General features: G+C 55.7%; 18 protein-coding genes, 2 tRNA genes and 2 pseudogenes. 12 read left to right on the top strand and 10 right to left on the bottom strand.

What is annotated here, in order from left to right; genetic code table 11:
• Window positions 1-25 precede the first annotated feature (25 nt).
• The 4 genes from EoCCA6_RS00005 to rnt all read left to right on the top strand — a co-directional run bounded on the left by EoCCA6_RS00005 (window position 26) and on the right by rnt (window position 2,865).
• On the top strand, window positions 26-451 hold the full coding sequence (locus EoCCA6_RS00005) for a TetR family transcriptional regulator C-terminal domain-containing protein (RefSeq protein WP_420841612.1): 426 nt from the start codon (window positions 26-28) through the stop codon (window positions 449-451).
• A 53-nt stretch (window positions 452-504) separates the two neighbouring features.
• A complete protein-coding gene (nemA, locus tag EoCCA6_RS21495) occupies window positions 505-1,602 on the top strand; it encodes an alkene reductase (protein WP_152080905.1) in 1,098 nt (365 codons plus the stop codon).
• Between the two features lie 99 nt (window positions 1,603-1,701).
• A complete protein-coding gene (gene gloA, locus EoCCA6_RS21490) occupies window positions 1,702-2,109 on the top strand; it encodes a lactoylglutathione lyase (protein ID WP_152080904.1) in 408 nt (135 codons plus the stop codon).
• A gap of 96 nt (window positions 2,110-2,205) precedes the next feature.
• Complete coding sequence (gene rnt, locus EoCCA6_RS21485) at window positions 2,206-2,865, top strand: ribonuclease T (protein ID WP_152080903.1); 660 nt, start codon at window positions 2,206-2,208, stop codon at window positions 2,863-2,865.
• Window positions 2,866-2,939: 74 nt separating this feature from the next.
• Here rnt and grxD read toward each other — a convergent pair.
• A pseudogene (gene grxD, locus EoCCA6_RS21480) lies at window positions 2,940-3,285 on the bottom strand (monothiol glutaredoxin 4).
• Between the two features lie 309 nt (window positions 3,286-3,594).
• On the opposite strand from grxD, the pseudogene EoCCA6_RS21475 reads away from it, so the two are divergent.
• Together EoCCA6_RS21475 and sodB are read left to right on the top strand one after the other, a co-directional pair.
• A pseudogene (locus EoCCA6_RS21475) lies at window positions 3,595-4,389 on the top strand (C40 family peptidase).
• Window positions 4,390-4,510: 121 nt separating this feature from the next.
• The gene (gene sodB / locus EoCCA6_RS21470) at window positions 4,511-5,092 is read left to right on the top strand and encodes a superoxide dismutase [Fe] (RefSeq protein ID WP_152080900.1); all 582 of its coding nucleotides are present in this window, start codon (window positions 4,511-4,513) and stop codon (window positions 5,090-5,092) included.
• A gap of 37 nt (window positions 5,093-5,129) precedes the next feature.
• Here the strand turns inward: sodB and EoCCA6_RS21465 are convergent, their stop codons facing one another.
• Together EoCCA6_RS21465 and cydH are read right to left on the bottom strand one after the other, a co-directional pair.
• Window positions 5,130-6,296, bottom strand: coding sequence for an MFS transporter (locus tag EoCCA6_RS21465; protein ID WP_152080899.1), 1,167 nt, complete (start codon window positions 6,294-6,296; stop codon window positions 5,130-5,132).
• A 167-nt stretch (window positions 6,297-6,463) separates the two neighbouring features.
• Window positions 6,464-6,553 (bottom strand): cytochrome bd-I oxidase subunit CydH, encoded by a 90-nt coding sequence (gene cydH / locus EoCCA6_RS21460; protein WP_042717882.1) that lies wholly within the window; start codon window positions 6,551-6,553, stop codon window positions 6,464-6,466.
• A 297-nt stretch (window positions 6,554-6,850) separates the two neighbouring features.
• Between cydH and purR the strand changes: the two genes are divergently transcribed.
• The gene (gene purR / locus EoCCA6_RS21455; protein ID WP_131634454.1) at window positions 6,851-7,876 is read left to right on the top strand and encodes an HTH-type transcriptional repressor PurR; all 1,026 of its coding nucleotides are present in this window, start codon (window positions 6,851-6,853) and stop codon (window positions 7,874-7,876) included.
• Here the strand turns inward: purR and punR are convergent.
• Window positions 7,864-8,805 carry a DNA-binding transcriptional activator PunR gene (punR, locus tag EoCCA6_RS21450; RefSeq protein WP_152080898.1) on the bottom strand — a complete coding sequence of 314 codons (942 nt, stop codon included), beginning with the start codon at window positions 8,803-8,805 and terminating at the stop codon, window positions 7,864-7,866. The genes purR and punR overlap by 13 nt on opposite strands.
• Window positions 8,806-8,920: 115 nt before the next feature.
• On the opposite strand from punR, the gene punC reads away from it, so the two are divergent.
• Entirely contained in the window at window positions 8,921-10,120 is a 1,200-nt protein-coding gene (punC, locus tag EoCCA6_RS21445; RefSeq protein ID WP_152080897.1) for a purine nucleoside transporter PunC, read from the top strand.
• A gap of 299 nt (window positions 10,121-10,419) precedes the next feature.
• Complete coding sequence (gene cfa / locus EoCCA6_RS21440; RefSeq protein WP_152080896.1) at window positions 10,420-11,568, top strand: cyclopropane fatty acyl phospholipid synthase; 1,149 nt, start codon at window positions 10,420-10,422, stop codon at window positions 11,566-11,568.
• A gap of 29 nt (window positions 11,569-11,597) precedes the next feature.
• Here the strand turns inward: cfa and EoCCA6_RS21435 are convergent, their stop codons facing one another.
• The gene (locus EoCCA6_RS21435; protein ID WP_152080895.1) at window positions 11,598-12,239 is read right to left on the bottom strand and encodes a riboflavin synthase subunit alpha; all 642 of its coding nucleotides are present in this window, start codon (window positions 12,237-12,239) and stop codon (window positions 11,598-11,600) included.
• A 225-nt stretch (window positions 12,240-12,464) separates the two neighbouring features.
• On the opposite strand from EoCCA6_RS21435, the gene mdtK reads away from it, so the two are divergent.
• The 3 genes from mdtK (at window position 12,465) to EoCCA6_RS21420 (ending at window position 14,148) form a co-directional block, all read left to right on the top strand.
• Window positions 12,465-13,838 (top strand): MdtK family multidrug efflux MATE transporter, encoded by a 1,374-nt coding sequence (gene mdtK / locus EoCCA6_RS21430; protein ID WP_152080894.1) that lies wholly within the window; start codon window positions 12,465-12,467, stop codon window positions 13,836-13,838.
• A gap of 153 nt (window positions 13,839-13,991) precedes the next feature.
• Window positions 13,992-14,068: transfer RNA gene (locus EoCCA6_RS21425), tRNA-Val, on the top strand.
• A 3-nt stretch (window positions 14,069-14,071) separates the two neighbouring features.
• Window positions 14,072-14,148: transfer RNA gene (locus EoCCA6_RS21420), tRNA-Val, on the top strand.
• Window positions 14,149-14,228: 80 nt separating this feature from the next.
• On the opposite strand, the gene EoCCA6_RS21415 is transcribed toward EoCCA6_RS21420, so the two are convergent.
• The 5 genes from EoCCA6_RS21415 to hflK (EoCCA6_RS21395) all read right to left on the bottom strand — a co-directional run bounded on the left by EoCCA6_RS21415 (window position 14,229) and on the right by hflK (EoCCA6_RS21395) (window position 20,376).
• The gene (locus tag EoCCA6_RS21415) at window positions 14,229-14,489 is read right to left on the bottom strand and encodes a hypothetical protein (protein ID WP_152080893.1); all 261 of its coding nucleotides are present in this window, start codon (window positions 14,487-14,489) and stop codon (window positions 14,229-14,231) included.
• Window positions 14,490-14,550: 61 nt separating this feature from the next.
• Entirely contained in the window at window positions 14,551-16,458 is a 1,908-nt protein-coding gene (locus EoCCA6_RS21410; protein ID WP_152080892.1) for a heavy metal translocating P-type ATPase, read from the bottom strand.
• Window positions 16,455-17,525, bottom strand: a complete 1,071-nt coding sequence (gene hflK, locus EoCCA6_RS21405; protein WP_152080891.1) for a protease modulator HflK — start codon at window positions 17,523-17,525, stop codon at window positions 16,455-16,457. Before hflK (EoCCA6_RS21405) ends, EoCCA6_RS21410 begins: the two co-directional genes overlap by 4 nt.
• Complete coding sequence (locus EoCCA6_RS21400; protein WP_152080890.1) at window positions 17,522-18,523, bottom strand: SPFH domain-containing protein; 1,002 nt, start codon at window positions 18,521-18,523, stop codon at window positions 17,522-17,524. Before EoCCA6_RS21400 ends, hflK (EoCCA6_RS21405) begins: the two co-directional genes overlap by 4 nt.
• A complete protein-coding gene (gene hflK, locus EoCCA6_RS21395; RefSeq protein WP_167515557.1) occupies window positions 18,520-20,376 on the bottom strand; it encodes a protease modulator HflK in 1,857 nt (618 codons plus the stop codon). Before hflK (EoCCA6_RS21395) ends, EoCCA6_RS21400 begins: the two co-directional genes overlap by 4 nt.
• Window positions 20,377-20,644: the final 268 nt, after the last annotated feature.

The following is a 20,644-nucleotide window of genomic DNA, read 5'->3' as shown; positions in this document are numbered from 1 at the left end:
CTCTAAAGAAGCCTTTGGCGTGGCCATGCTGGAACGTCACTACGCAAGCTACCACCAGCGCCTGGCGACCCACTTTGCCAGCGGCGAAGGTAACTACCGGGATCGTGTGCTTAATTACTATCAGGAGACGCTGACGCAGTTCTGTCAGCAGGGCATCATCAGCGGTTGCCTGACGGTAAAACTTTCTGCTGAAGTGTGCGATCTGTCCGAAGACATGCGCACTGCAATGGATAAAGGGGCCAGTGGCGTGATTGCTCTGCTGGCTCAGGCGCTGGATAAAGGGCGCAATGAAAAAACGCTGGCCTTCTCTGGCGAGCCTTTGACGCAGGCGCAGGTGCTTTATGCACTCTGGTTAGGTGCGAACCTGCAGGCCAAGATTTCTCGCAGTGCGGTGCCGCTCGAAAGCGCGCTGGCACATGTGAAAAGCTGTATTACAACGCCTGGCGTTTAGCAGGCGTTTTTATTTACTCAATTACTAGTCGACTGGTCTACTCAGGAGTCGTTATGTCCGCTGAAACGTTATTTACCCCACTGAAAGTGGGTGCTGTTACCGCTCCGAACCGCGTGTTCATGGCCCCACTCACCCGTCTTCGCAGCATCGAGCCTGGTGATATCCCAACCCCACTGATGGGTGAATATTATCGTCAGCGCGCAAGCTCTGGCCTGATCATCTCTGAAGCGACGCAGATTTCTGCCCAGGCGAAAGGCTATGCTGGCGCACCGGGTCTGCACAGCCCGGAACAGATCGCCGCCTGGCAAAAAATCACCGCAGGCGTTCACGCGGAAGATGGCCGTATCGCGGTACAGCTGTGGCATACCGGTCGAATCTCACACAGCAGCATCCAGCCTGGCGGTCAGGCTCCGGTTTCAGCCTCTGCCCTGAGCGCAAACACCCGCACCTCCCTGCGCGACGAAAACGGTAATGCGATCCGCGTCGATACCTCCATGCCACGTGCGCTGGCGCTGGAAGAGATCCCCGGTATCGTGAACGACTTCCGTCAGGCGGTTGCGAATGCGCGTGAAGCCGGTTTTGACCTGGTTGAACTGCACTCAGCACACGGTTACCTGCTGCACCAGTTCCTGTCACCTTCTTCTAACCATCGTACCGATCAGTACGGCGGCAGCGTTGAAAACCGTGCCCGCCTGGTGCTGGAAGTGGTAGACGCCGTATGCGAGGAGTGGGGCCCGGAACGCATCGGTATCCGCGTATCGCCAATTGGGACGTTCCAGAACGTCGACAACGGCCCGAACGAAGAAGCTGACGCGTTGTATCTGATCGAAGAGCTGGCAAAACGTGGTATTGCCTACCTGCATATGTCCGAACCGGACTGGGCCGGTGGTCAGCCATACACTGAAGCCTTCCGTCAGAAAGTGCGCGAGCGCTTCCACGGCGTGATCATCGGTGCGGGCGCTTATACCCCAGAAAAAGCCGAAGACCTGATTGGCAAAGGCCTGATCGACGCGGTGGCGTTCGGCCGTGACTATATTGCTAACCCGGATCTGGTTGCCCGTCTGCAGAAAAAAGCAGCGCTTAACCCGCAGCGCCCTGAAAGTTTCTATGGTGGTGGCGCAGAAGGCTACACCGACTACCCTTCTCTGTAATCCCGCCATTGTGCATTGATAGCGGCGACATTTCGCCGCTATACTAAAATATCTTTCTGTTCAAAAAGATAATCCAATCCATTGGTTAATGAGGAAATTATGCGCCTACTTCACACCATGCTGCGCGTTGGCGACCTGCAACGTTCAATCGATTTCTACACCAACGTTCTGGGCATGAAACTGCTGCGCACCAGCGAAAACCCGGAATACAAATATTCCCTGGCGTTTGTCGGTTACGGCCCGGAAACAGATGAAGCCGTTATCGAGCTGACCTACAACTGGGGCGTCGACAAGTACGAGCTGGGCACGGCATACGGCCATATTGCGCTGGAAGTGGATAACGCGGCCGAAGCCTGCGAGCGCATCCGCAGCAACGGCGGCAACGTTACGCGTGAAGCGGGCCCGGTTAAAGGCGGCACTACTGTGATTGCCTTTGTTGAAGATCCTGACGGTTACAAAATCGAGCTGATTGAAGCCAAAGACGCCGGTCGCGGCCTGGGCAACTGATCCCGCCGGGCGCACTATGCGCCCGTAGTTTTACTGCATCCCCTCTCAAAATTTGCCATAATGCGCACTGCTTTTTTCCCCTTGTAAGAGACCCTGATGTCCGATAATGCTCAACTTACCGGTCTGTGCGACCGTTTTCGTGGTTTTTATCCTGTTGTCATTGATGTAGAGACAGCCGGATTTAACGCTAAAACCGATGCGCTGCTTGAAATTGCCGCCATCACGCTGAAGATGGATGAACAGGGCTGGCTTACACCGGACACCACGCTGCATTTCCACGTTGAACCTTTTGAAGGTGCAAACCTGCAGCCAGAAGCGCTGGCGTTTAACGGTATCGACCCGACAAACCCGCTGCGCGGCGCGGTGAGTGAATATGACGCGCTTCACGCCATCTTCAAAATGGTGCGTAAAGGCATGAAAGAGAGTAACTGCAGCCGCGCGATTATGGTGGCCCACAACGCCACGTTCGATCACAGCTTTACAATGGCCGCCGCCGAACGCGCCTCGCTTAAACGCAACCCGTTCCATCCGTTTGTGACCTTCGACACTGCGGCCCTGAGTGGCCTGGCGCTGGGACAAACGGTCTTATCCAAAGCCTGTATCACGGCGGGGATCGAGTTTGACGGTACGCAGGCGCACTCTGCGTTATATGACACGGAGCGCACGGCAGAACTGTTCTGTGAAATTGTGAACCGCTGGAAACGGTTGGGTGGCTGGCCGCTGCCGATGGGCGATGAGGCAGATATTCAATCGTAGATCGGGTAAGCGCAGCGCCACCCGGCAAAAAAAAGCGACCTCTACAGGTCGCTTTTTCTATTTCCGGAGAAAACTTACTCTGCGCCCGGCTCTTCCGTTTTGTACCTGGCAGCCGTTTTTGATCAGCTGTTGCAGTTCGCCACGCTGATACATTTCAATCAGAATATCACAGCCGCCTACCAGTTCACCGTCAACCCACAGTTGCGGGAAGGTTGGCCAGTTGGCGTATTTTGGCAGCTCAGCGCGGATGTCAGGGTTTTGCAGGATATCAACGTAAGCAAAACGCTCACCACAGGCAGACAACGCCTGAACCGCTTGCGCGGAGAAACCGCAGCTTGGCAGCTTCGGAGAACCTTTCATGTACAGGAGAATCGGGTTTTCAGCGATCTGACGCTGGATTTTTTCAATAGTGGTGCTCATGTCTTGCTTCCTTTAACTTCTGTTACGGCATTCGTCTGACATTGTAGCGGTTCAGGCAGACATCGGAAAATAACATTTTTGTCACGTCTATATATTTTATCGTGAGTCTGCATAAGTTGCATCGCAAATGTAGCTTAACGGCGGAGCGTATGCGGTTTTGCTTAGGGAGTGAACAAAACGGCTTCCGATCGATACATTTTTTTGCACTTGCTAACGAAACACGTTTTTAGATTGAAAAATGCTATTAACTTCTCGGGTTTTTATAGATTAGAATCGACGGGCTTTGTAAATCATACGCAGGTATTATTGATGACCTGCATTTATCAGGGGACTGCCCAGTGGCGGATAAATAAAATCTCGATCACGCTCTGTGCTTTACTGTTTACAACACTCTCTTTCACGCCAGCGGCGAACGCTTCTGAACAGGCGCGGCATTCTGCTGTACAAAAAACGCATCTGGCAAAAACCACAGAACGTAAGAAAAAAACAACCAGCAAAACAATAAAGAAAGCGACAACCACTCAAACTAAAAAGACCGCCTCCAGTAAGACCAAAGCCAGAACCACCCGCTCCGGCACACGTAAAGCTCCCCAGACCACTGCCAGCCTCGTTAATGAAAAATGCACCGTGCGCAAAGGCCATAAAGCGAAATGCACGAAAGTGACGAAAACTGGCTGAAGTGCATAAGGTACGCATGCAGAAAGCGCAAAAAAACGGCAATGAATAAGCTGATGGGGCAAATTGGCAAACCGTATCACTGGGGTGGCTCTTCCCCGCGTACCGGTTTCGACTGCAGCGGCCTGGTGTATTACGCCTATAAGGATCTGGTGAAGTTCCGTATTCCGCGCACCGCGAACGAAATGTATCACCTGCGGGATGGCCTCTCCGGTTGACCGTGGCGAACTGGAAAGTGGCGATCTGGTCTTCTTCCGCACCCAGGGCCGCGGCAAGGCTGACCATGTCGGTGTCTACGTCGGCAACGGGAAATTCATCCAGTCACCGCGCAGCGGCCAGGATATTCAGATCACCTCTCTCAGCGAAGATTACTGGGTACGCCATTACGTTGGTGCGCGCCGAGTAATGACGCCAAAAACCATCCGTTAATCCCTGCCCTGCCGCACTCGTGGCAGGGTAAGTTCCTCTTTTGCATACCCTTTCAATTTGCTATTCTGTCCTTGTTGTCTGTAGGGTTATTGGCAACGTAACTATAATAAGGAGAGAAGCAATGTCGTTCGAATTACCTGCACTACCGTATGCAAAAGACGCCCTGGCTCCACATATTTCTGTGGAAACCCTGGAATATCACTACGGCAAACACCACCAGACCTACGTCACCAACCTGAATAACCTGATCAAAGGCACCGGGTTCGAAGGCAAATCGCTGGAAGAGATCGTGCGCAGCTCAGACGGTGGTGTCTTCAATAACGCCGCTCAGGTGTGGAACCATACCTTCTACTGGCATTGCCTGGCACCGAATGCTGGCGGAGAACCAACCGGCGAACTGGCTGCCGCCATTAACGCCGCGTTTGGCAGCTTTACGGAGTTCAAAGCGAAGTTCACTGACGCTGCCGTCAAAAACTTCGGTTCTGGCTGGACGTGGCTGGTGAAAGAGGCCGATGGCAAACTGGCTATCGTTTCAACGTCTAACGCGGGCACCCCGCTGACCACCGGCGCAACGCCGCTGATGACCGTGGACGTATGGGAACACGCTTACTACATTGATTACCGTAACGCGCGCCCGAACTACCTGGAGCACTTCTGGGCACTGGTTAACTGGGAATTCGTGGCGAAGAATTTCGCCGCGTAAAAGGCACGCAGAAGGGTTCGCCCTTCTGCGTTTTTGTTTACTCTGCTGCGCAGGCCGCTTCTGGCTGTTTACGGCCGGACATCAACACCAGCAGCAGGCCCAGAGCAGCGATAATCGCCCCCATCACCGGCACAAAGCTGTATCCCAGCCCACCCGAAATCACGGCTCCGCCCGCTGCCGCGCCGAGCGCGTTGCCGAGGTTAAACGCACCGATATTCACGGAAGACGAAAGTCCCGGCGCTTCATGGGCGACACGCATCACGCGCATCTGTAACGGAGGTACTACCGCAAAGGTTGCCGCACCCCACACAATCATGGCAATGGCCGCCCCCACTTCATTGCGTGCCAGCCATGGGATCGCCACCATGATGACAATCAGCAGCGTCAAAAAGCCTTTCAGCGTCCCGCTGACGGAACGGTCAGCCAGTTTCCCGCCCAGATAGTTACCGATGGAGAAGCCTACGCCAATTAACACCAGCATCGCGGTAATAAACATCGGCGTAGCGTGCGTGATATCGTGCAAAACAGGCGAAATATAGGTGTAGAGCGTAAACATCGCGCCAGCACCAAGAACGGTGGTCAGCAATGCTGAGAGCACCTGCGGACGCACCAGCACCGACAACTCTTTACGCACGTCAGGACGCTCTCCGGCACTGCCTTTCGGCAGAGAGAAGAACAACGCCACCATCGCGACAACGCCCAGTACAGCGGTGGCAAGGAAAGACATACGCCAGCCAATCACTTCACCCAGCCAGGTTGCAGCGGGTACGCCACCGATATTCGCAATCGTCAGCCCCATAAACATGGTCGCTACCGCACTGGCCTGTTTATGCTTTGGCACCACGCTGGCGGCGACGACGGACCCCAGCCCGAAGAACGCACCGTGGTTCAGGCTGGTCAGAATGCGCGACAACATTAAGGTTGTGTAATCCGGCGAAATTGCAGACAACACATTGCCCAGCGTAAATATCGCCATCAGGAAAATGAGTGCATTACGGCGCGCCCGGTGCGAGAGCAGCAACGTCATCAACGGTGCCCCCACCATTACGCCAATGGCATAAGCGCTGATTAACATACCGGCCGCAGGGATAGAGACATCCACCCCCCTTGCGATAACCGGCAATAATCCCATTGGTGAGAATTCCGTGGTGCCAATCCCGAAAGCGCCAATCGCCAGGGCCAGCAGAGGAAAATTGATTTTCATGAATAAACTCCGGATGCCGTGTCAGGTAGCGACACAGAACAAAGAAGTCAAAAGCATGACATCAATCACAAATAATGAGAAGTTAACATTTTGGCAAAAGATTTTTGCCGGAGGAGTAACAATCAAGGCAGGTCTGGAGGGAGAACGGATATTCTCCCCCGAGTAAATCAGTGCAGTGCAGCCGTCAGACCACCCGCTACAATCAACGCCAGAACAATAAAGGTGGTAACCAGTGAAAACTTCAGATCGGAACTCATCAATTTTTCTCCTTTTAATCACCCCACGAAAAGTGAGCTTGCTCATTTTTACACAGTTTACGTCAAAAATCTTCCCGGATTTAAACTGATATCCACTTTTGCTCTTCCCCTTTTCATCAAGATAGGACAAAATTCCACGCTAAATTTATTAGCGTACCGGCCATTGACCCCCTCCTGACGTCCTGTGTCGTTTTCCCGGCGTGTCGCAATTCAAGATTGCGTAATAAGGGTGAGAGAAGGCAAACGTTTACCTTCATGATATTCAGGAGCTTAGGATATGGTCTGGAGTGACATCGAATGGCAACAATAAAAGACGTGGCAAAACGCGCAAACGTTTCCACTACAACCGTATCACATGTAATTAACAAAACGCGCTTTGTGGCTGAAGAGACGCGCAACGCTGTCTGGGCAGCAATTAAAGAACTGCACTACTCTCCGAGTGCGGTGGCCCGTAGCCTGAAAGTTAATCACACCAAGTCGATCGGCTTGCTGGCCACCAGCAGTGAAGCGGCCTATTTTGCCGAGATCATCGAAGCAGTTGAGAAAAACTGCTTCCAGAAAGGATATACCCTGATTCTGGGCAACGCGTGGAACAACATTGAAAAACAGCGTGCTTACCTGTCGATGATGGCGCAAAAGCGCGTGGATGGCCTGCTGGTGATGTGTTCCGAATACCCGGAATCGGTGCTCTCCATGCTGGAAGAGTACCGCCATATTCCGATGGTCGTGATGGACTGGGGCGAAGCGCGCGCAGACTTCACCGACTCGGTCATTGATAACGCCTTCGAAGGCGGTTACATGGCTGGCCGGTATCTTGTAGAGCGCGGTCATCGCGAGATTGGCGTGATCCCTGGCCCGCTTGAGCGTAACACCGGCGCAGGACGACTGGCCGGGTTTATGAAAGCAATGGAAGAAGCGCTGATCACCGTGCCGGAAAACTGGATTGTGCAGGGCGACTTTGAGCCAGAGTCAGGCTACCGCGCGATGCAGCAGATTGTCTCTCAACAGCATCGCCCGACTGCCGTCTTCTGCGGTGGCGATATCATGGCAATGGGCGCGCTCTGTGCGGCCGATGAACTGGGCCTGCGCGTGCCTCAGGATATTTCCGTGATCGGGTATGACAACGTGCGCAACGCGCGCTTCTTTACCCCGGCGCTGACCACCATCCACCAGCCGAAAGATTCGCTGGGTGAAACGGCTTTCAACATGCTGATGGACAGGATCGTCAACAAACGCGAAGAATCGCAGTCTATTGAAGTCCACCCGCGTCTTATCGAACGCCGTTCCGTTGCGGATGGTCCGTTCCGCGACTACCGTCGCTGATCGCTGTTCGGGGCCAGCGAGTCTGGCTCCCGTAACCACTCCCGGTTCAGCGTTTCGCTGTCTCCCAGATAATCCAGAAGCCAGGCCATTGCGGGCGAGATGTCGTTTTGCTGCCAGGTGAGGCAACAGGCTGCGTCCGGGAAAGGGTTTTCGAGCCTGAGCGCAACCCATTCTCCGGTATCTGTTCGCGGTCGGGCAAAGTGAACGGGCACCATCGCAACACATAAGCCAGCGGAAAGACAGGTTGCAGAGGACTCCCAGTCCGGCGCAACCACGCGCCGCTGGTTATCCAGCAGCCAGGTTATCCGCTTGGGCAGCGAACGGGAAGTATCTTCCAGCACCAGCGAAGGCCAGTTGCGCAGGGTATCGTCGCTGAGCGGCCCCTCCATCGAAGCCAGCGGATGATGGCTGGCGACGACGCAGGTCCAGCTCAGCATACCCATATCGCGAAACGCGTAACGTCCACCGACAGGAATGGCCTGGGTCGCCCCGATCGCCATCTCCGCCCTGCCGTCCGCCAGCGCATCCCAGACACCGTTGAACACCTCCTGGGAGACTCGCAGCTCGACGTCTGAAAAATGGCGGTAAAAATCAACAATCATCTGCCGGGTGCGCTCGGGCTTCACGATGTTATCCACCGCAATGGAAAGATGTCCTCGCCAGCCGTTGGCGATCTGCTGACACTGCTCACGGGTGATCTGCATTTTTTTGATAACAGAACGCCCTTCCTTCAAAAACCACGCCCCGGCGGGCGTTAATTCTACGTCACGATGGCGGCGTTCAAACAGCGGAACCGCCAGCCACTCTTCCAGCTGACGCACCGTATAACTGATAGCCGACGGGACGCGGTGAAGCTCCTGCGCCGCGCCGGTAAAACTGCCGTTGCGCGCTACCGCATCCACCACTTCAAGGGAATAATCTGACCACATTTTCTGCCTGCAAAATTTTTGAACGCACCAGCCAAATATTAGCGTTTCACAAGCAGCTTTGCACTCCCTACACTCTGCGCCAACGTACACCTGCCTCCTTAAGGAGAATAAAACAGTGCAACCCAGGAAAGGATTTTTAGTCTGGCTCGGCGGCTTAAGCGTGCTGGGCTTTTTGGCCACCGATATGTATCTGCCCGCGTTCGCCGCGATGCAGGAAGATTTACAAACACCTGCTGCCGCGATTAGCGCCAGCCTGAGCTTATTCCTCGCCGGTTTTGCCTTTGCGCAACTGCTGTGGGGACCGCTCTCTGACCGTTTTGGCCGTAAACCGGTGCTGTTACTGGGCCTGGCGATCTTTGCTGTAGGCTGTCTGGGTATGCTGTGGGTGCGCGATGCAGCCTGGCTGCTGGTGCTGCGTTTTATTCAGGCCGTCGGCGTCTGCGCTGCTGCGGTAACCTGGCAGGCGCTGGTAACCGACTACTACCCGGCGTCACGCACTAACCGTATTTTCGCCACCATTATGCCGCTGGTCGGCCTGTCGCCCGCCCTTGCCCCGCTGCTGGGCAGCTGGCTTCTGGCGCATTTCGAGTGGCAGGCGATTTTCGCCACCCTGTTTGCCATTACCCTGGTATTGATGCTGCCTGCATTTGCCCTCAAACCCGCGCAAAAAAAAGCGACGCACGCTGAGGCAAAGCCGGTAACGTTTATGTCGTTACTGCGTTCTAAAGCCTACCGTGGCAACGTCCTGATTTACGCCGCCTGCTCCGCGAGCTTCTTCGCCTGGCTGACTGGCTCGCCGTTTATTTTGCACGATATGGGTTACAGTCCGGCTGCCATCGGCCTCAGCTATGTGCCGCAGACTATCGCGTTCCTGGTGGGAGGCTACGGCTGTCGCGCCGCGCTGCAAAAATGGGAGGGTCAGCAAATGCTGCCGTGGCTGCTGGGTCTGTATGCGTTAAGCGTGATCGGCACCTGGGCAGTGGGCTTTATCCCGCATGTCGGTCTGACAGAAATTTTACTTCCGTTCTGTGTCATGGCGGTGGCTAACGGTGCCATTTACCCTATCGTGGTGGCACAGGCGTTACGCCCTTTCCCTCAGGCAACTGGCCGCGCCGCCGCTCTGCAAAACACACTCCAGTTGGGCCTGTGCTTCCTGGCAAGCCTGGTGGTCTCTGCGTTGATTGCCACACCGCTGTTGACCACCACCAGCGTAATGCTGGTTACCGTTATACTGGCCGCCGTCGGCTATCGCATGCAGGCATCCGCTCAGCGTGAGCAGGACGGCACCCCGGAGGCGGAAACATCGCATGCATAATCGCGTGGGAAATTATGTTACATTTCAGTGATTAGGTTGCTAAGAATTTTCTATTGAATCACCAAATTTTGAGGCCTATACTAAATTTGGTTCGATTAAATACGATAAATATTAAGTGTTAACGGGAGCCGGAGTGCTCCCGTTTTACCATGGAAGGCATTTCGGCAAGGGTTATCTCCCTTCCTCTGTTCTACGTCGGATACTAGCCTCGCGGTGGAATACCGTGAGATTTCTCACAAACCATAAAAAGCGTCTACGCTGTTTGAAGGTTCTGATCACAGCAAGGTGATGGAGAAGCTATGAGTTCATCGTGTATAGAAGAAGTCAGCATTCCGGACGATAACTGGTCCCGGATCGTCAGTGAGCTGTTGAGTCGTGCGGGCATCACCATCAACGGGCCCTCACCCTCCGACCCGCAGGTTAAACATCCCGATTTTTTTAAACGTGTATTGCGGGAGGGATCGTTAGGTCTGGGCGAGAGTTACATGGATGGATGGTGGGAATGCGAGCGGCTGGATATGTTTTTCAGCAGCGTTTTACGCGCCGGTCTGGAAAACCAGCTTCCGCGTCACTTCAAAGACACATTGCGTGTCGCCTCCGCCCGATTGTTCAATCTGCAAAGTAAAAAGCGGGCGTGGATTGTCGGCAAAGAGCATTACGATCTTGGTAACGACCTGTTCAGCCGTATGCTTGATCCCTTCATGCAATACTCTTGCGGCTACTGGAAAAAGGCGACAACTCTTGAAGAGGCGCAGCAGGACAAACTGCGTCTTATCTGTGAAAAATTGCAGCTCCAGCCCGGTATGCGCGTGCTGGATATTGGCTGCGGCTGGGGCGGGCTGGCGTATTTTATGGCGAAACATTACGGCGTCAGCGTTGTGGGCGTCACCATCTCTGCCGAACAGCAAAAAATGGCACAGGAACGCTGTCAGGGGCTGGACGTTGATATCCGGCTTCAGGATTATCGTGACCTGAACGAGCAATTTGACCGCATTGCTTCTGTCGGGATGTTTGAGCACGTAGGGCCTAAGAATTACGACACCTATTTTGAGGTGGCCGATCGTAATTTAAAACCGGAAGGTATCTTCTTACTGCATACCATTGGCTCTAAGCGCACCGACAATAATGTTGATCCGTGGATCAACAAATACATCTTCCCGAATGGTTGCCTGCCGTCCATCCGTCAGATAGCAAAAGCCAGCGAATCGCATTTCATTGTGGAAGACTGGCATAACTTCGGTGCGGATTATGACACCACTCTGATGGCGTGGCATGCGCGTTTTCAGGCCGCCTGGCCTGAAATTGCGGATAACTATTCGGAACGGTTCAAACGGATGTTCAGTTATTATCTGAATGCCTGCGCGGGTGCGTTTCGTGCCCGCGATATTCAACTATGGCAGGTGGTCTTTAGCCGTGGTATAGAACACGGTCTGCGCGTCGCCCGCTAAAAAATAACCCCGGCTAGCCGGGGTTATTTTTATTCAGCTTCCGCTGTCTTTATTATTGCGGCCTCTTTTGCCGCCAGCACGCGTTCAACGGTATCCACTACCGCCTGAGTTTGCGGATCGATTTCAATATTTACCCGATGCCCCAGTTTTTTCGCGCCCAGGGTTGTACGCTGCAGCGTTTCAGGAATTAAATGCACGCAAAAACGGGTTGGTGTCACTTCCCCGACCGTCAGGCTAATCCCATCAATACCAATAAATCCTTTGTAGAGGATGTATTTCATTAATGACGGGTCCTGAACTTTAAACCAGATTTGACGATTATTTTCCGAGGTCACGATTTTGGCCACTTCAGCGGTGGTCATGATATGGCCTGACATCAGATGTCCGCCAATCTCATCGCTGAACTTCGCCGCACGCTCTACGTTGACGGTATCGCCCACCACCAGCTCACCCAGATTGGTGATGCGCAGCGTCTCTTTCATTAAATCAAAGCTAATCAGGTTACCGTTAATTTCGGTTACCGTCAGGCAGCAGCCGTTATGCGCAATCGACGCCCCGGTTTCAATACCTTCAAGCATATATTCCGGCAGCTCAACGACGTGAGTACGGAAATTGGGTTTTTCATCAATAGACACCACTTTCGCAGTGCCCTGCACAATACCAGTAAACATGCTTACAACTCCTGTTTTTTCCGGACGGTGGCGACACCGTTTAATCCCTTCACAATAACAGTTGGAAAAACAGGTTGCCAGCGGAGCGCATTTTCTGGCGATTTTTTCACTAGATAATTAGTTAAACCCCGCTACAATAGCTGGCATCCCCCTGCATTTTCTTCTTGCTGCCAGTAACGGCGGCTTTTTTAATCTCTCAAATAACAACAATACAAAGGTGTTCACGTGCAGAAGTACATGAATGAAGCGCGTCAGTTATTGGCACTGGCAATACCGGTGATCATCGCGCAAGTGGCCCAGACCGCAATGGGATTTGTGGATACGGTCATGGCCGGTGGCTACAGCGCCACCGATATGGCCGCCGTTGCGATCGGGACATCGATCTGGCTCCCGGCCATCCTCTTTGGTCACGGTCTTCTGCTGGCGTTAACGCCGGTAATCGCACAGCTTAACGGTTCCGGTCGACGAGAACGCATCGCCCACCAGGTTCGCCAGGGGTTCTGGCTGGCGGGTTTCGTCTCCGTTCTTATCATGGTGGTGCTCTGGAACGCGGGCCATATCATTCGCGCGATGCATAATATCGACCCGGCTCTGGCTGATAAAGCCGTGGGCTATCTGCGCGCCCTGCTCTGGGGCGCACCGGGCTACCTCTTTTTCCAGGTCGCACGTAACCAGTGTGAAGGTCTGGCAAAAACCAAGCCTGGCATGGTGATGGGTTTTATCGGTCTGCTGGTTAACATTCCGGTGAACTATATCTTTATTTATGGCCACTTCGGTATGCCAGAGCTCGGCGGCATTGGCTGCGGCGTGGCAACGGCGGCGGTCTACTGGGTGATGTTCTTCAGCATGATCACCTTTATTAAACGCGCGCGATCCATGCGTGACATCCGTAATGACAAGGCATTCAGCACACCAGACTGGACGATCCTGACGCGTCTTATTCAACTGGGTCTGCCGATTGCACTGGCGCTGTTCTTCGAGGTGACGCTGTTTGCAGTTGTTGCCCTGCTGGTGTCGCCGCTGGGAATTATCGACGTTGCGGGCCACCAGATCGCGCTGAACTTCAGCTCGCTGATGTTCGTTCTGCCGATGTCGCTGGCGGCAGCGGTCACTATTCGCGTCGGTTTCCGGCTCGGACAAGGTTCAACGCTGGATGCGCAAACGGCTGCGCGTACCGGTCTTGGCGTGGGTGTCTGCATGGCGGCCTGTACGGCACTCTTTACCGTCGCGCTACGTGAGCAGATCGCCCTGCTCTACAACGATAATCCGGAAGTGGTCCTTCTGGCATCTCACCTGATGCTGCTGGCTGCGGTGTACCAGATTTCGGACTCCATTCAGGTGATCGGCAGCGGCGTGCTGCGCGGGTATAAAGATACGCGTTCTATTTTCTTTATTACCTTTATTGCGTACTGGGTACTGGGTCTGCCGTGTGGGTATGTTCTGGCGCTCACCGATCTGGTGGTTGACCGTATGGGGCCAGCAGGATTCTGGATGGGCTTTATTATCGGCTTAACCTCTGCGGCCATCATGATGATGCTGCGTATGCGCTATCTGCAACGTCAGCCATCTACCATTATTTTGCAACGCGCCGCACGTTAAATACGCAGTAGCCGCCAGCAGGCGGCTACTTTCTCTTCACTTTGCGCGGTAATGAAGCAATCGCGTGAAATCAGAGAGAAAATTGCATTTTCCCTCTTGCCACTGCGGTGCTGTGCCGCTAATATTCGTCCCCGTTGTCACCGGCAACACGTTGCGTTCATAGCTCAGTTGGTTAGAGCACCACCTTGACATGGTGGGGGTCGTTGGTTCGAGTCCAATTGAACGCACCATTTGCGTCTGTAGCTCAGTTGGTTAGAGCACCACCTTGACATGGTGGGGGTCGATGGTTCGAGTCCATTCAGACGCACCATTCTGTTTTTCCTCTATCATTCCTGCATTTGATCGTCCAATACCCACTGCGCAGTTACTACAACCGACTTCTCAGTCCGCTTATATTCCATTTTTAATTGAGCGCAGCGCCGTACAGTACGGGCAAGTACAGCCAGGTACAGGCACAGCAGCGCAAGTCCCGAGGGCAGAAATTTGTGGTCGCTCGCCGTGCTCGCTGTAATAACCACTGAGAATATTATTCTCCACATTTCGCATTTGCTGCGCAGAGATCGCCGGATTGATGTTTTCTTTCGCCTGAAATGCCAGCGCCCCCGTCGAGACAACCGACAACGAAATCGCAACCAGTTTACTGATTTTCATCCTGTTCACCCTCATGTAGTGCAGGCTTAACCTGCATTTGCCTGTAGTGTCCATCTCGCATTCACTTTGTCTCATCAAACTGTAATAAGCGCCCGGTATTGAGCAGCACCAGCAGCGTGCTCAGATTGTGGAGAATCGCGGCAATCAGCGCCCCGGTGGCCCCAAGCAGCCCCATTGCGGCGGCAGAGACGATTAACAGCGTCCAGCCCAACCCGATAAACACATTCACCTGCAGCGTGGCACGGCATTTTCGGCTCAGCCGAATGGCGCATGGCAGGCGGCGTAAATCAGAGCCGGTAAGCACCACGTCAGCCGAGGCCAGCGCAATATCCGCCCCATTACCACCCATCGCAATACCAACCGCACCGGCTTTTAACGCCAGCGCGTCGTTGATACCATCTCCGACCACCATTGGCCGCCACCCTTCATCAACAACACGCTGCACCTGACGCAGTTTTTCCGCAGGCAGCGCCCCGGCGGAAAGTTCGTCGATCCCCGCCTGCTGCGCCACCCGCTTCGCCACCGCCAGACGATCGCCGGTCAGCAGCTGTTGCCTGTCAATACCCAGTGATTTGAGCATCGCAACCATCTCCGGTGCCTCGGGGCGAAGCGTATCCTCCAGCAGGAACCAGCCAAGAAAAACGCCAGCGTGCGCCAGGCCAACCACCGGGCCATCGTGCTCCGGCACTGGTGATACCGCAATGTGGTAACGAGCAAACAGCGCCTGCTGCCCCAGTAATGCCAGCCCTTCGTCGGTTGTCGCCACAACGCCAATGCCCTGAATTTCTTCAATGTCTCGCAGTGTTACCTCACCTGGCGCGGACACCGTCCCGGCCAGCACCCGGCTCACCGGATGGTTACTGGTAGCTCCCAGCGCTGCCGCCAGTTGCATTACGCGCTCACGCGGCATGTCGGTCGCCAGCATCACGTCGACGACACTGAGCTTCCCCTGAGTCAGGGTCCCCGTTTTATCCACAATCAGGGCATCCACATCCGCCAGCTCTTCCAGAAATGCCGCGTTGCGAATCAAAATACCGTGTCGTGCCGCCACAGCTATCCCCGCCATTGCGGTTGCGGGCGCTGAAAGCACCAGCGCACAGGGACAGGCGGCAACCAGCACCGCCAGCATCGCCTGGCTGTTATACGTCAGAAACCAGGTGGTTGCCGCAATCAGCAGCACCAGAATGAGATAGTGGCCCGCATAGCGCTCTAACATCCGGGTAATCGGCGGCTTTGCCTGGCTGGCGTCCTGCATCAGCGCAATCACTTTCCCCAGAGTCGACTGCTCACCCGTGTGGGTGACCTTCACCCGCAGCAGGCCGTTCAGATTAATGCTTCCGCCAAACACAGCCATTCCCGCTGCCGCTTCAACCGGTACGGATTCACCTGTAATGTGCGCCACGTCCAGGCTGGCATAGCCGGAAAGGATCTGCCCGTCAGCGGGCACCCTGTCGCCGGCACGCACTTCAACGACGTCGCCAGAGTGGAGATGCTGGCTGTCGATCTGCTCAAGCGCACCGTCTGCCCGCACGCGCCTGGCCTGGCTGTGCGTCAGTTTGCTCAGCCCGGCGATAGCCTGACGGGTTCCCATCACGCTGCGCTCTTCAAGAATATGACCGAAAATCATAATCACCGGCAGCAGCGCGGCGGTCATTAAATCACCCAGTGCCCACGCACCAAGCATTGCCAGTACCACCAGCAGATCGGTTACGCCATGCAGATCGGGATGCAGCAGGCTGTGCCAGGCGGCCCGAAAAACCGGGATAGCCACCAGCAGCCACGCGATGCCCGCCAGGATGTCGCTAATGCCGGGTTGCTCAGGCGCAAGCGCTTTCCAGAGCAGGCTCAGCAGCAGCAAGCCAATAGTGATCATCGTCAGCGTTAACTGACGTAGCATACGCCTCTGCTCGGCTGGTGTTTGCAGATTGCCGTCAAAGTGAAAGTGTCCGTGGCTGCACTGGTGGCTCATGGTTTTTTCTCGCTAACGGTCGGAGTGGCGGATTGTGCAGGCAACCCCTGCAGGATCAAGCGGCTGTCGTCGCCCGGCGCGACGGTAATCACCTGCCCCGCCTGCGCCAGAATAGCCGTCACTTTTTCACGCCACAGGCGCTGCAAAAGACCCCCATCGGCCCCTTCACGCCTCGCCTGGGCCAGTTGCATAATGGTGCGGGTGTCGACACTGGCCTGCGCGAGAATTTCCTGACGCCCCGCCTCCGCCTGCTGAAGCGTCCGATCCGCCTGCTGTTGCGCCTGCTGGGTACGCAGCGCCGCCGCCGTGCGGGCGCTGGCTACGGCCTGCTCCGCCTGCTGCCCTGCCGCCAGCACCGCATTAAACGCTGCCACCGCGTTCTGGGGCAAAGAAGAGGTGATATCAACGCGTTCAATGCGAATGCCCGGATCGTTCCCTCCGGCAGCCAGCAGGGTAAGACTTTGCGTCATCGCCTTTCTGAAGTCGCTGCGTAGCTGAAGCCGCTCCTGGGCCGCGTGGCGATCGTTTTGCAGCGTCTCAGGACGGGTCACCAGGATCGAATCCAGATCGCGTCCCACGCAGACAACCGCCGCGGCGTGCTCGGTCAGGCGGTCGATCAGCGGATCGATATGCGGACGCTGAAGCGCGTATCGGACAGGATCGCTGACGCGCCAGAAGACCCGCACGTTCAGCTGTACGACCCCGGCATCGCCAGTAAGCAGGTAGCCCGCCCCCGCTCCGGCATCACCATCGCGCTCCCAGCTGTTGATCTGATCAAGCTGCTGACTGCGCTGCAACGCCTGAACATCGCGCTCCAGAATTCGCTCCTCGCCGGGCACCCGCTCCACGCGTTCAATCGGATAGGGCCAGGCAAACAGCAACCCGGCGTTTTCCACACGAACGGGCTTACCAAAGCGGTAAACGATCGCCCGGCTGTCCGGGGCGACCTGATAAATACTGGAAAACAGCCACGCGCAGGCCGCGATAATCGCCGCGCCGTACAGGGCAAAGAACGCAATCCGGTATGACTGCCCCCAGGGAGTGCGCTTCAGCGGTGGCTGCATCATGGTTTAGCCGCCTCTGGTGTTTGGTCTGGCCCCTGCACCAGCGCGCGGAACGGTTCTGCATCGGTACGCAGCACCAGGCGGGTGTTGCCATTAACGATGGTGCTGAGTGTATCCAGGGAACGCAGCAGGCTATAAAGTTGCGGATCGCTGGCCCAGGCTTTGCCATATATTGCCGCTGCGTCGCGCTGTGCGTTGGCGGCAATAGCCGCCGCTTTAACGGAGGCATCAGCTTCCAGAATGCGTCCATCGCGATCCGCCTGTGAATGGATCTCCGCCGCCAGCCGTTTCCCCTCAGCCGTCCGCTCCGCTGCAATGGTTTCCCGCTCGGCACGCATGCGGTCAACGGTGGCGTTAAGCGTCACGGCCGGTAGCGTCAGGCGCTCAATACCGGTCTGGATCACCTCGATGCCGTAGCTGTTGAGAAGCTGCGCTTTCAGTTGCGCCTGCACTGCCTGCTCAAGCTGAGCGATTTTGACCTTCTTGCTGTCGACGTTGACGATATCCGCCAGCGCGTAGTTACTGGTGGTGGTTTCCAGTGCCGAGCCAATAAAAGTACGGATTTGGCGAGCCGCTTCATCCGGCTGGTTCTGCACGGCGCGGATAAAGCGCAGCACGTTGTCATTATCCGGTTTCACCTTCCAGATAACCCACGCCTGCACCAGCACCCGCAGCCCGTCACGCGTGCCAACGTCCTGCAAACCGCTGGACGTTGAACGCACGCGTAAATCGACATTCACCGGCGTTTCAAAGGGTGCCGGGAAACGCCACGCCAGGCCGGGCGAGAGCAAGACCCGCTGTGGATTGCCAAAGCGCGTCACTACCGTCGCGCTGCCTGCGCTGACGTCAAGCAGGCAGGCGGTGAGCACCGCCAGCACCAGTAACAATACCGCAATACCGATGCGTAACGTCCGCTTGTGGCGCTGTGGCGCGGGCGACGTCATCTGACGTATGCCAACTTTTTCCGCGTGTTCCGAAGAGGTGATGGAGTGGATCTTCATTTCGTGCTGGCCTTCTGTGGTGCGGTACTGTCGGATAATGCAGGATACTGGCGCAAATCCAGTACGGGCTCGCGGGTGCCCTGCAAACGGTCGTCCAGGATCAAAAGCGGTGTATGCGCCAGGCTCTGGCTGAGAATGTGGTAACGGCGCTCAAGAAGGAATGCCGCGCCGGCCTGCTTCCACGCCTGCTCGTCCGCCGCAAAATGGATCGCTTCCGCTCTGGCACGCGCGAGATCTTCTGCGGCAAAGGCCTGCGCGTCGTTTACGCGGTTTTCCGCTTTTTGTTGCGCCTCGCGAGTCACCGTGGCGGCATACCCCTTCTCACGGGCGACCCGCGCGCTGGCGGCTATTTGCGCCGCCTGCACGCCGTGCCAGGCATCGGCGGCCCCCGCAGGCGGGTGAATCGCTTCTATTCGGGTTGAGAGCAGCTCCACGCCGGTATGCAGTGTCACTAAACGCTGCTGGATCTGCCGGTTAAGCGCTGACGCCAGGCTCGCGCGCTGCTCGTTGAGCAGCACATCCAGCTGCTTGCTGGCAAACTGCACCACCAGCACCTGTCGGGCAATACTGCGGATCAGCACAGGCAGATCTTCGGCCTGATACTGGCTGTTAAGCGCGTCCTCATTACGCAGCCCGACGCGCCAGATAAGGCGGATATCCATATTTACTATCTGAAAACTCTGGCGGTCGTTAGCCTTGCTGGCAATCACCTGTGATTGATCGGTCAGATGGCTGCTATCCCACAAGCGCCAGCTACTCTGCGGTGCAGGACCTTCGGCACTGTCGGGCTCTGCGCTCTGCGCCTGCGATTCCGGTTCATCACTGAGCCGCAGCTCATGTACCGTCCCATTTTCCACGGGGCGAACCCGACCAAATGGCCAGGGCAATCCGACATGCAGCCCCGGAGAGAGCACCGCCAGCGGGCGGCCAAAACGTTCGTAAATCCCCCGCTGCTGCAGCGGGACTTCCGTCAACCCACTCAGCAACCAGCCCAGTACGGCAATGCCAAAGGCTACGGGCAAAACCGTTTTTCCCATCAGGCGAAACGCCTGCACCTGGCGTAGATCAATGCCAAAACGCTGCTCAAGCGCGTCCAGAACCACCGTCAGTGGGCGCAGAGGCCAGCGGTACAAGGCAGCAACGGTGCTGACCGTCAGAAAACGGGGAGCCTCATCCGCCGGAAGCGGCGTGAGAGCGGTGATGAGGGTACGCAGGAGATATTCCAGCGCCATCACGAGGACCAGCAAGCTGCCAAGCCGGAAAAGCCACAGCGCCAGCGTTGGGGAAAAGATCACCAGCAGCAGCGCAGCGGCAAGCACCAGCAGAAGGCTGAGCATCGCACGCGCCAGCCCGATATATTCGCGCTGATAGCGCCAGTGGCGGACAATTTTAAAGCTGATCATGCGTTCAATGACCAGCAGGCCAAAGCTCAGCAGCAGAAGCACCCCAGGGATCACGCGGCTGATAACCGTGTCTGCTTCGCTGAACAACGCCGCATCGGCAAGGTTTGCGATAGCAAAACAGAGAGCCAGCACGGAAATCGTCGCGGTAGTGACCAGATGCTGGTGAAAATGCGATAGCCAGGCCTGCAACTGCGGTGGCAGCTGCAACCGTTTAGGCTCCGGGGAAGCAGGCTCCTCTGCGGGCATTTCCGCGACCGGTGCTGCAGCTTGTTCACAGCGTAGCGCGTTTTCTACAAACGCCATCGCCACCAGCCCCGCAGCCAGCAGCAGCCGAAATGCAAATAACCAGATTGCGACGTCAGAGAATAGATGCAGAAAAAGGTAAACAAGGCCGACGGGCAGCAGAAAGCCGTAAAGACAAATTTTTGTGATCAGAAGGCGCTGCAGCAAACGACTTACCTGAGCGCTATTCTGCAATAGCGGTAACGACACCCTGGTACTCCCATTAGTTTCGCCTGCCTGGCTGAAATACATACGGTAATAGCAGGAATGGCGCACGGATCGTGATTTAAGCGTTACGATATAACATTCAAACCGTCATCAAAACAGGAAATACTCAGCGGGTACGTTTAATTTGGTATCAATATGTGACTGAATTTTCGCGCGCTGATTCACCGCTTCTTTTGCTACGCTTTTCATATGACAATAAAACGAAGGA

The organism is Enterobacter oligotrophicus (genome assembly GCF_009176645.1).
GTDB lineage: Bacteria > Pseudomonadota > Gammaproteobacteria > Enterobacterales > Enterobacteriaceae > Enterobacter > Enterobacter oligotrophicus.
The sequence above is the reverse complement of the archived record's forward strand: the minus strand, read 5'-3'. Positions and strand labels throughout refer to the sequence as shown.

Excerpts from the sequence above, each read along its gene's own strand:
- EoCCA6_RS00005 (WP_420841612.1), top strand. The coding sequence starts at position 26 with ATGCTGGAACGTCACTACGCAAGCTACCACCAGCGCCTGGCGACCCAC.
- nemA (WP_152080905.1), top strand. The coding sequence starts at position 505 with ATGTCCGCTGAAACGTTATTTACCCCACTGAAAGTGGGTGCTGTTACC.
- gloA (WP_152080904.1), top strand. The coding sequence starts at position 1,702 with ATGCGCCTACTTCACACCATGCTGCGCGTTGGCGACCTGCAACGTTCA.
- rnt (WP_152080903.1), top strand. The coding sequence starts at position 2,206 with ATGTCCGATAATGCTCAACTTACCGGTCTGTGCGACCGTTTTCGTGGT.
- sodB (WP_152080900.1), top strand. The coding sequence starts at position 4,511 with ATGTCGTTCGAATTACCTGCACTACCGTATGCAAAAGACGCCCTGGCT.
- EoCCA6_RS21465 (WP_152080899.1), bottom strand. The coding sequence starts at position 6,296 with ATGAAAATCAATTTTCCTCTGCTGGCCCTGGCGATTGGCGCTTTCGGG.
- cydH (WP_042717882.1), bottom strand. The coding sequence starts at position 6,553 with ATGAGTTCCGATCTGAAGTTTTCACTGGTTACCACCTTTATTGTTCTG.
- purR (WP_131634454.1), top strand. The coding sequence starts at position 6,851 with ATGGCAACAATAAAAGACGTGGCAAAACGCGCAAACGTTTCCACTACA.
- punR (WP_152080898.1), bottom strand. The coding sequence starts at position 8,805 with ATGTGGTCAGATTATTCCCTTGAAGTGGTGGATGCGGTAGCGCGCAAC.
- cfa (WP_152080896.1), top strand. The coding sequence starts at position 10,420 with ATGAGTTCATCGTGTATAGAAGAAGTCAGCATTCCGGACGATAACTGG.
- EoCCA6_RS21435 (WP_152080895.1), bottom strand. The coding sequence starts at position 12,239 with ATGTTTACTGGTATTGTGCAGGGCACTGCGAAAGTGGTGTCTATTGAT.
- EoCCA6_RS21415 (WP_152080893.1), bottom strand. The coding sequence starts at position 14,489 with ATGAAAATCAGTAAACTGGTTGCGATTTCGTTGTCGGTTGTCTCGACG.
- EoCCA6_RS21410 (WP_152080892.1), bottom strand. The coding sequence starts at position 16,458 with ATGAGCCACCAGTGCAGCCACGGACACTTTCACTTTGACGGCAATCTG.
- hflK (WP_152080891.1), bottom strand. The coding sequence starts at position 17,525 with ATGATGCAGCCACCGCTGAAGCGCACTCCCTGGGGGCAGTCATACCGG.
- EoCCA6_RS21400 (WP_152080890.1), bottom strand. The coding sequence starts at position 18,523 with ATGAAGATCCACTCCATCACCTCTTCGGAACACGCGGAAAAAGTTGGC.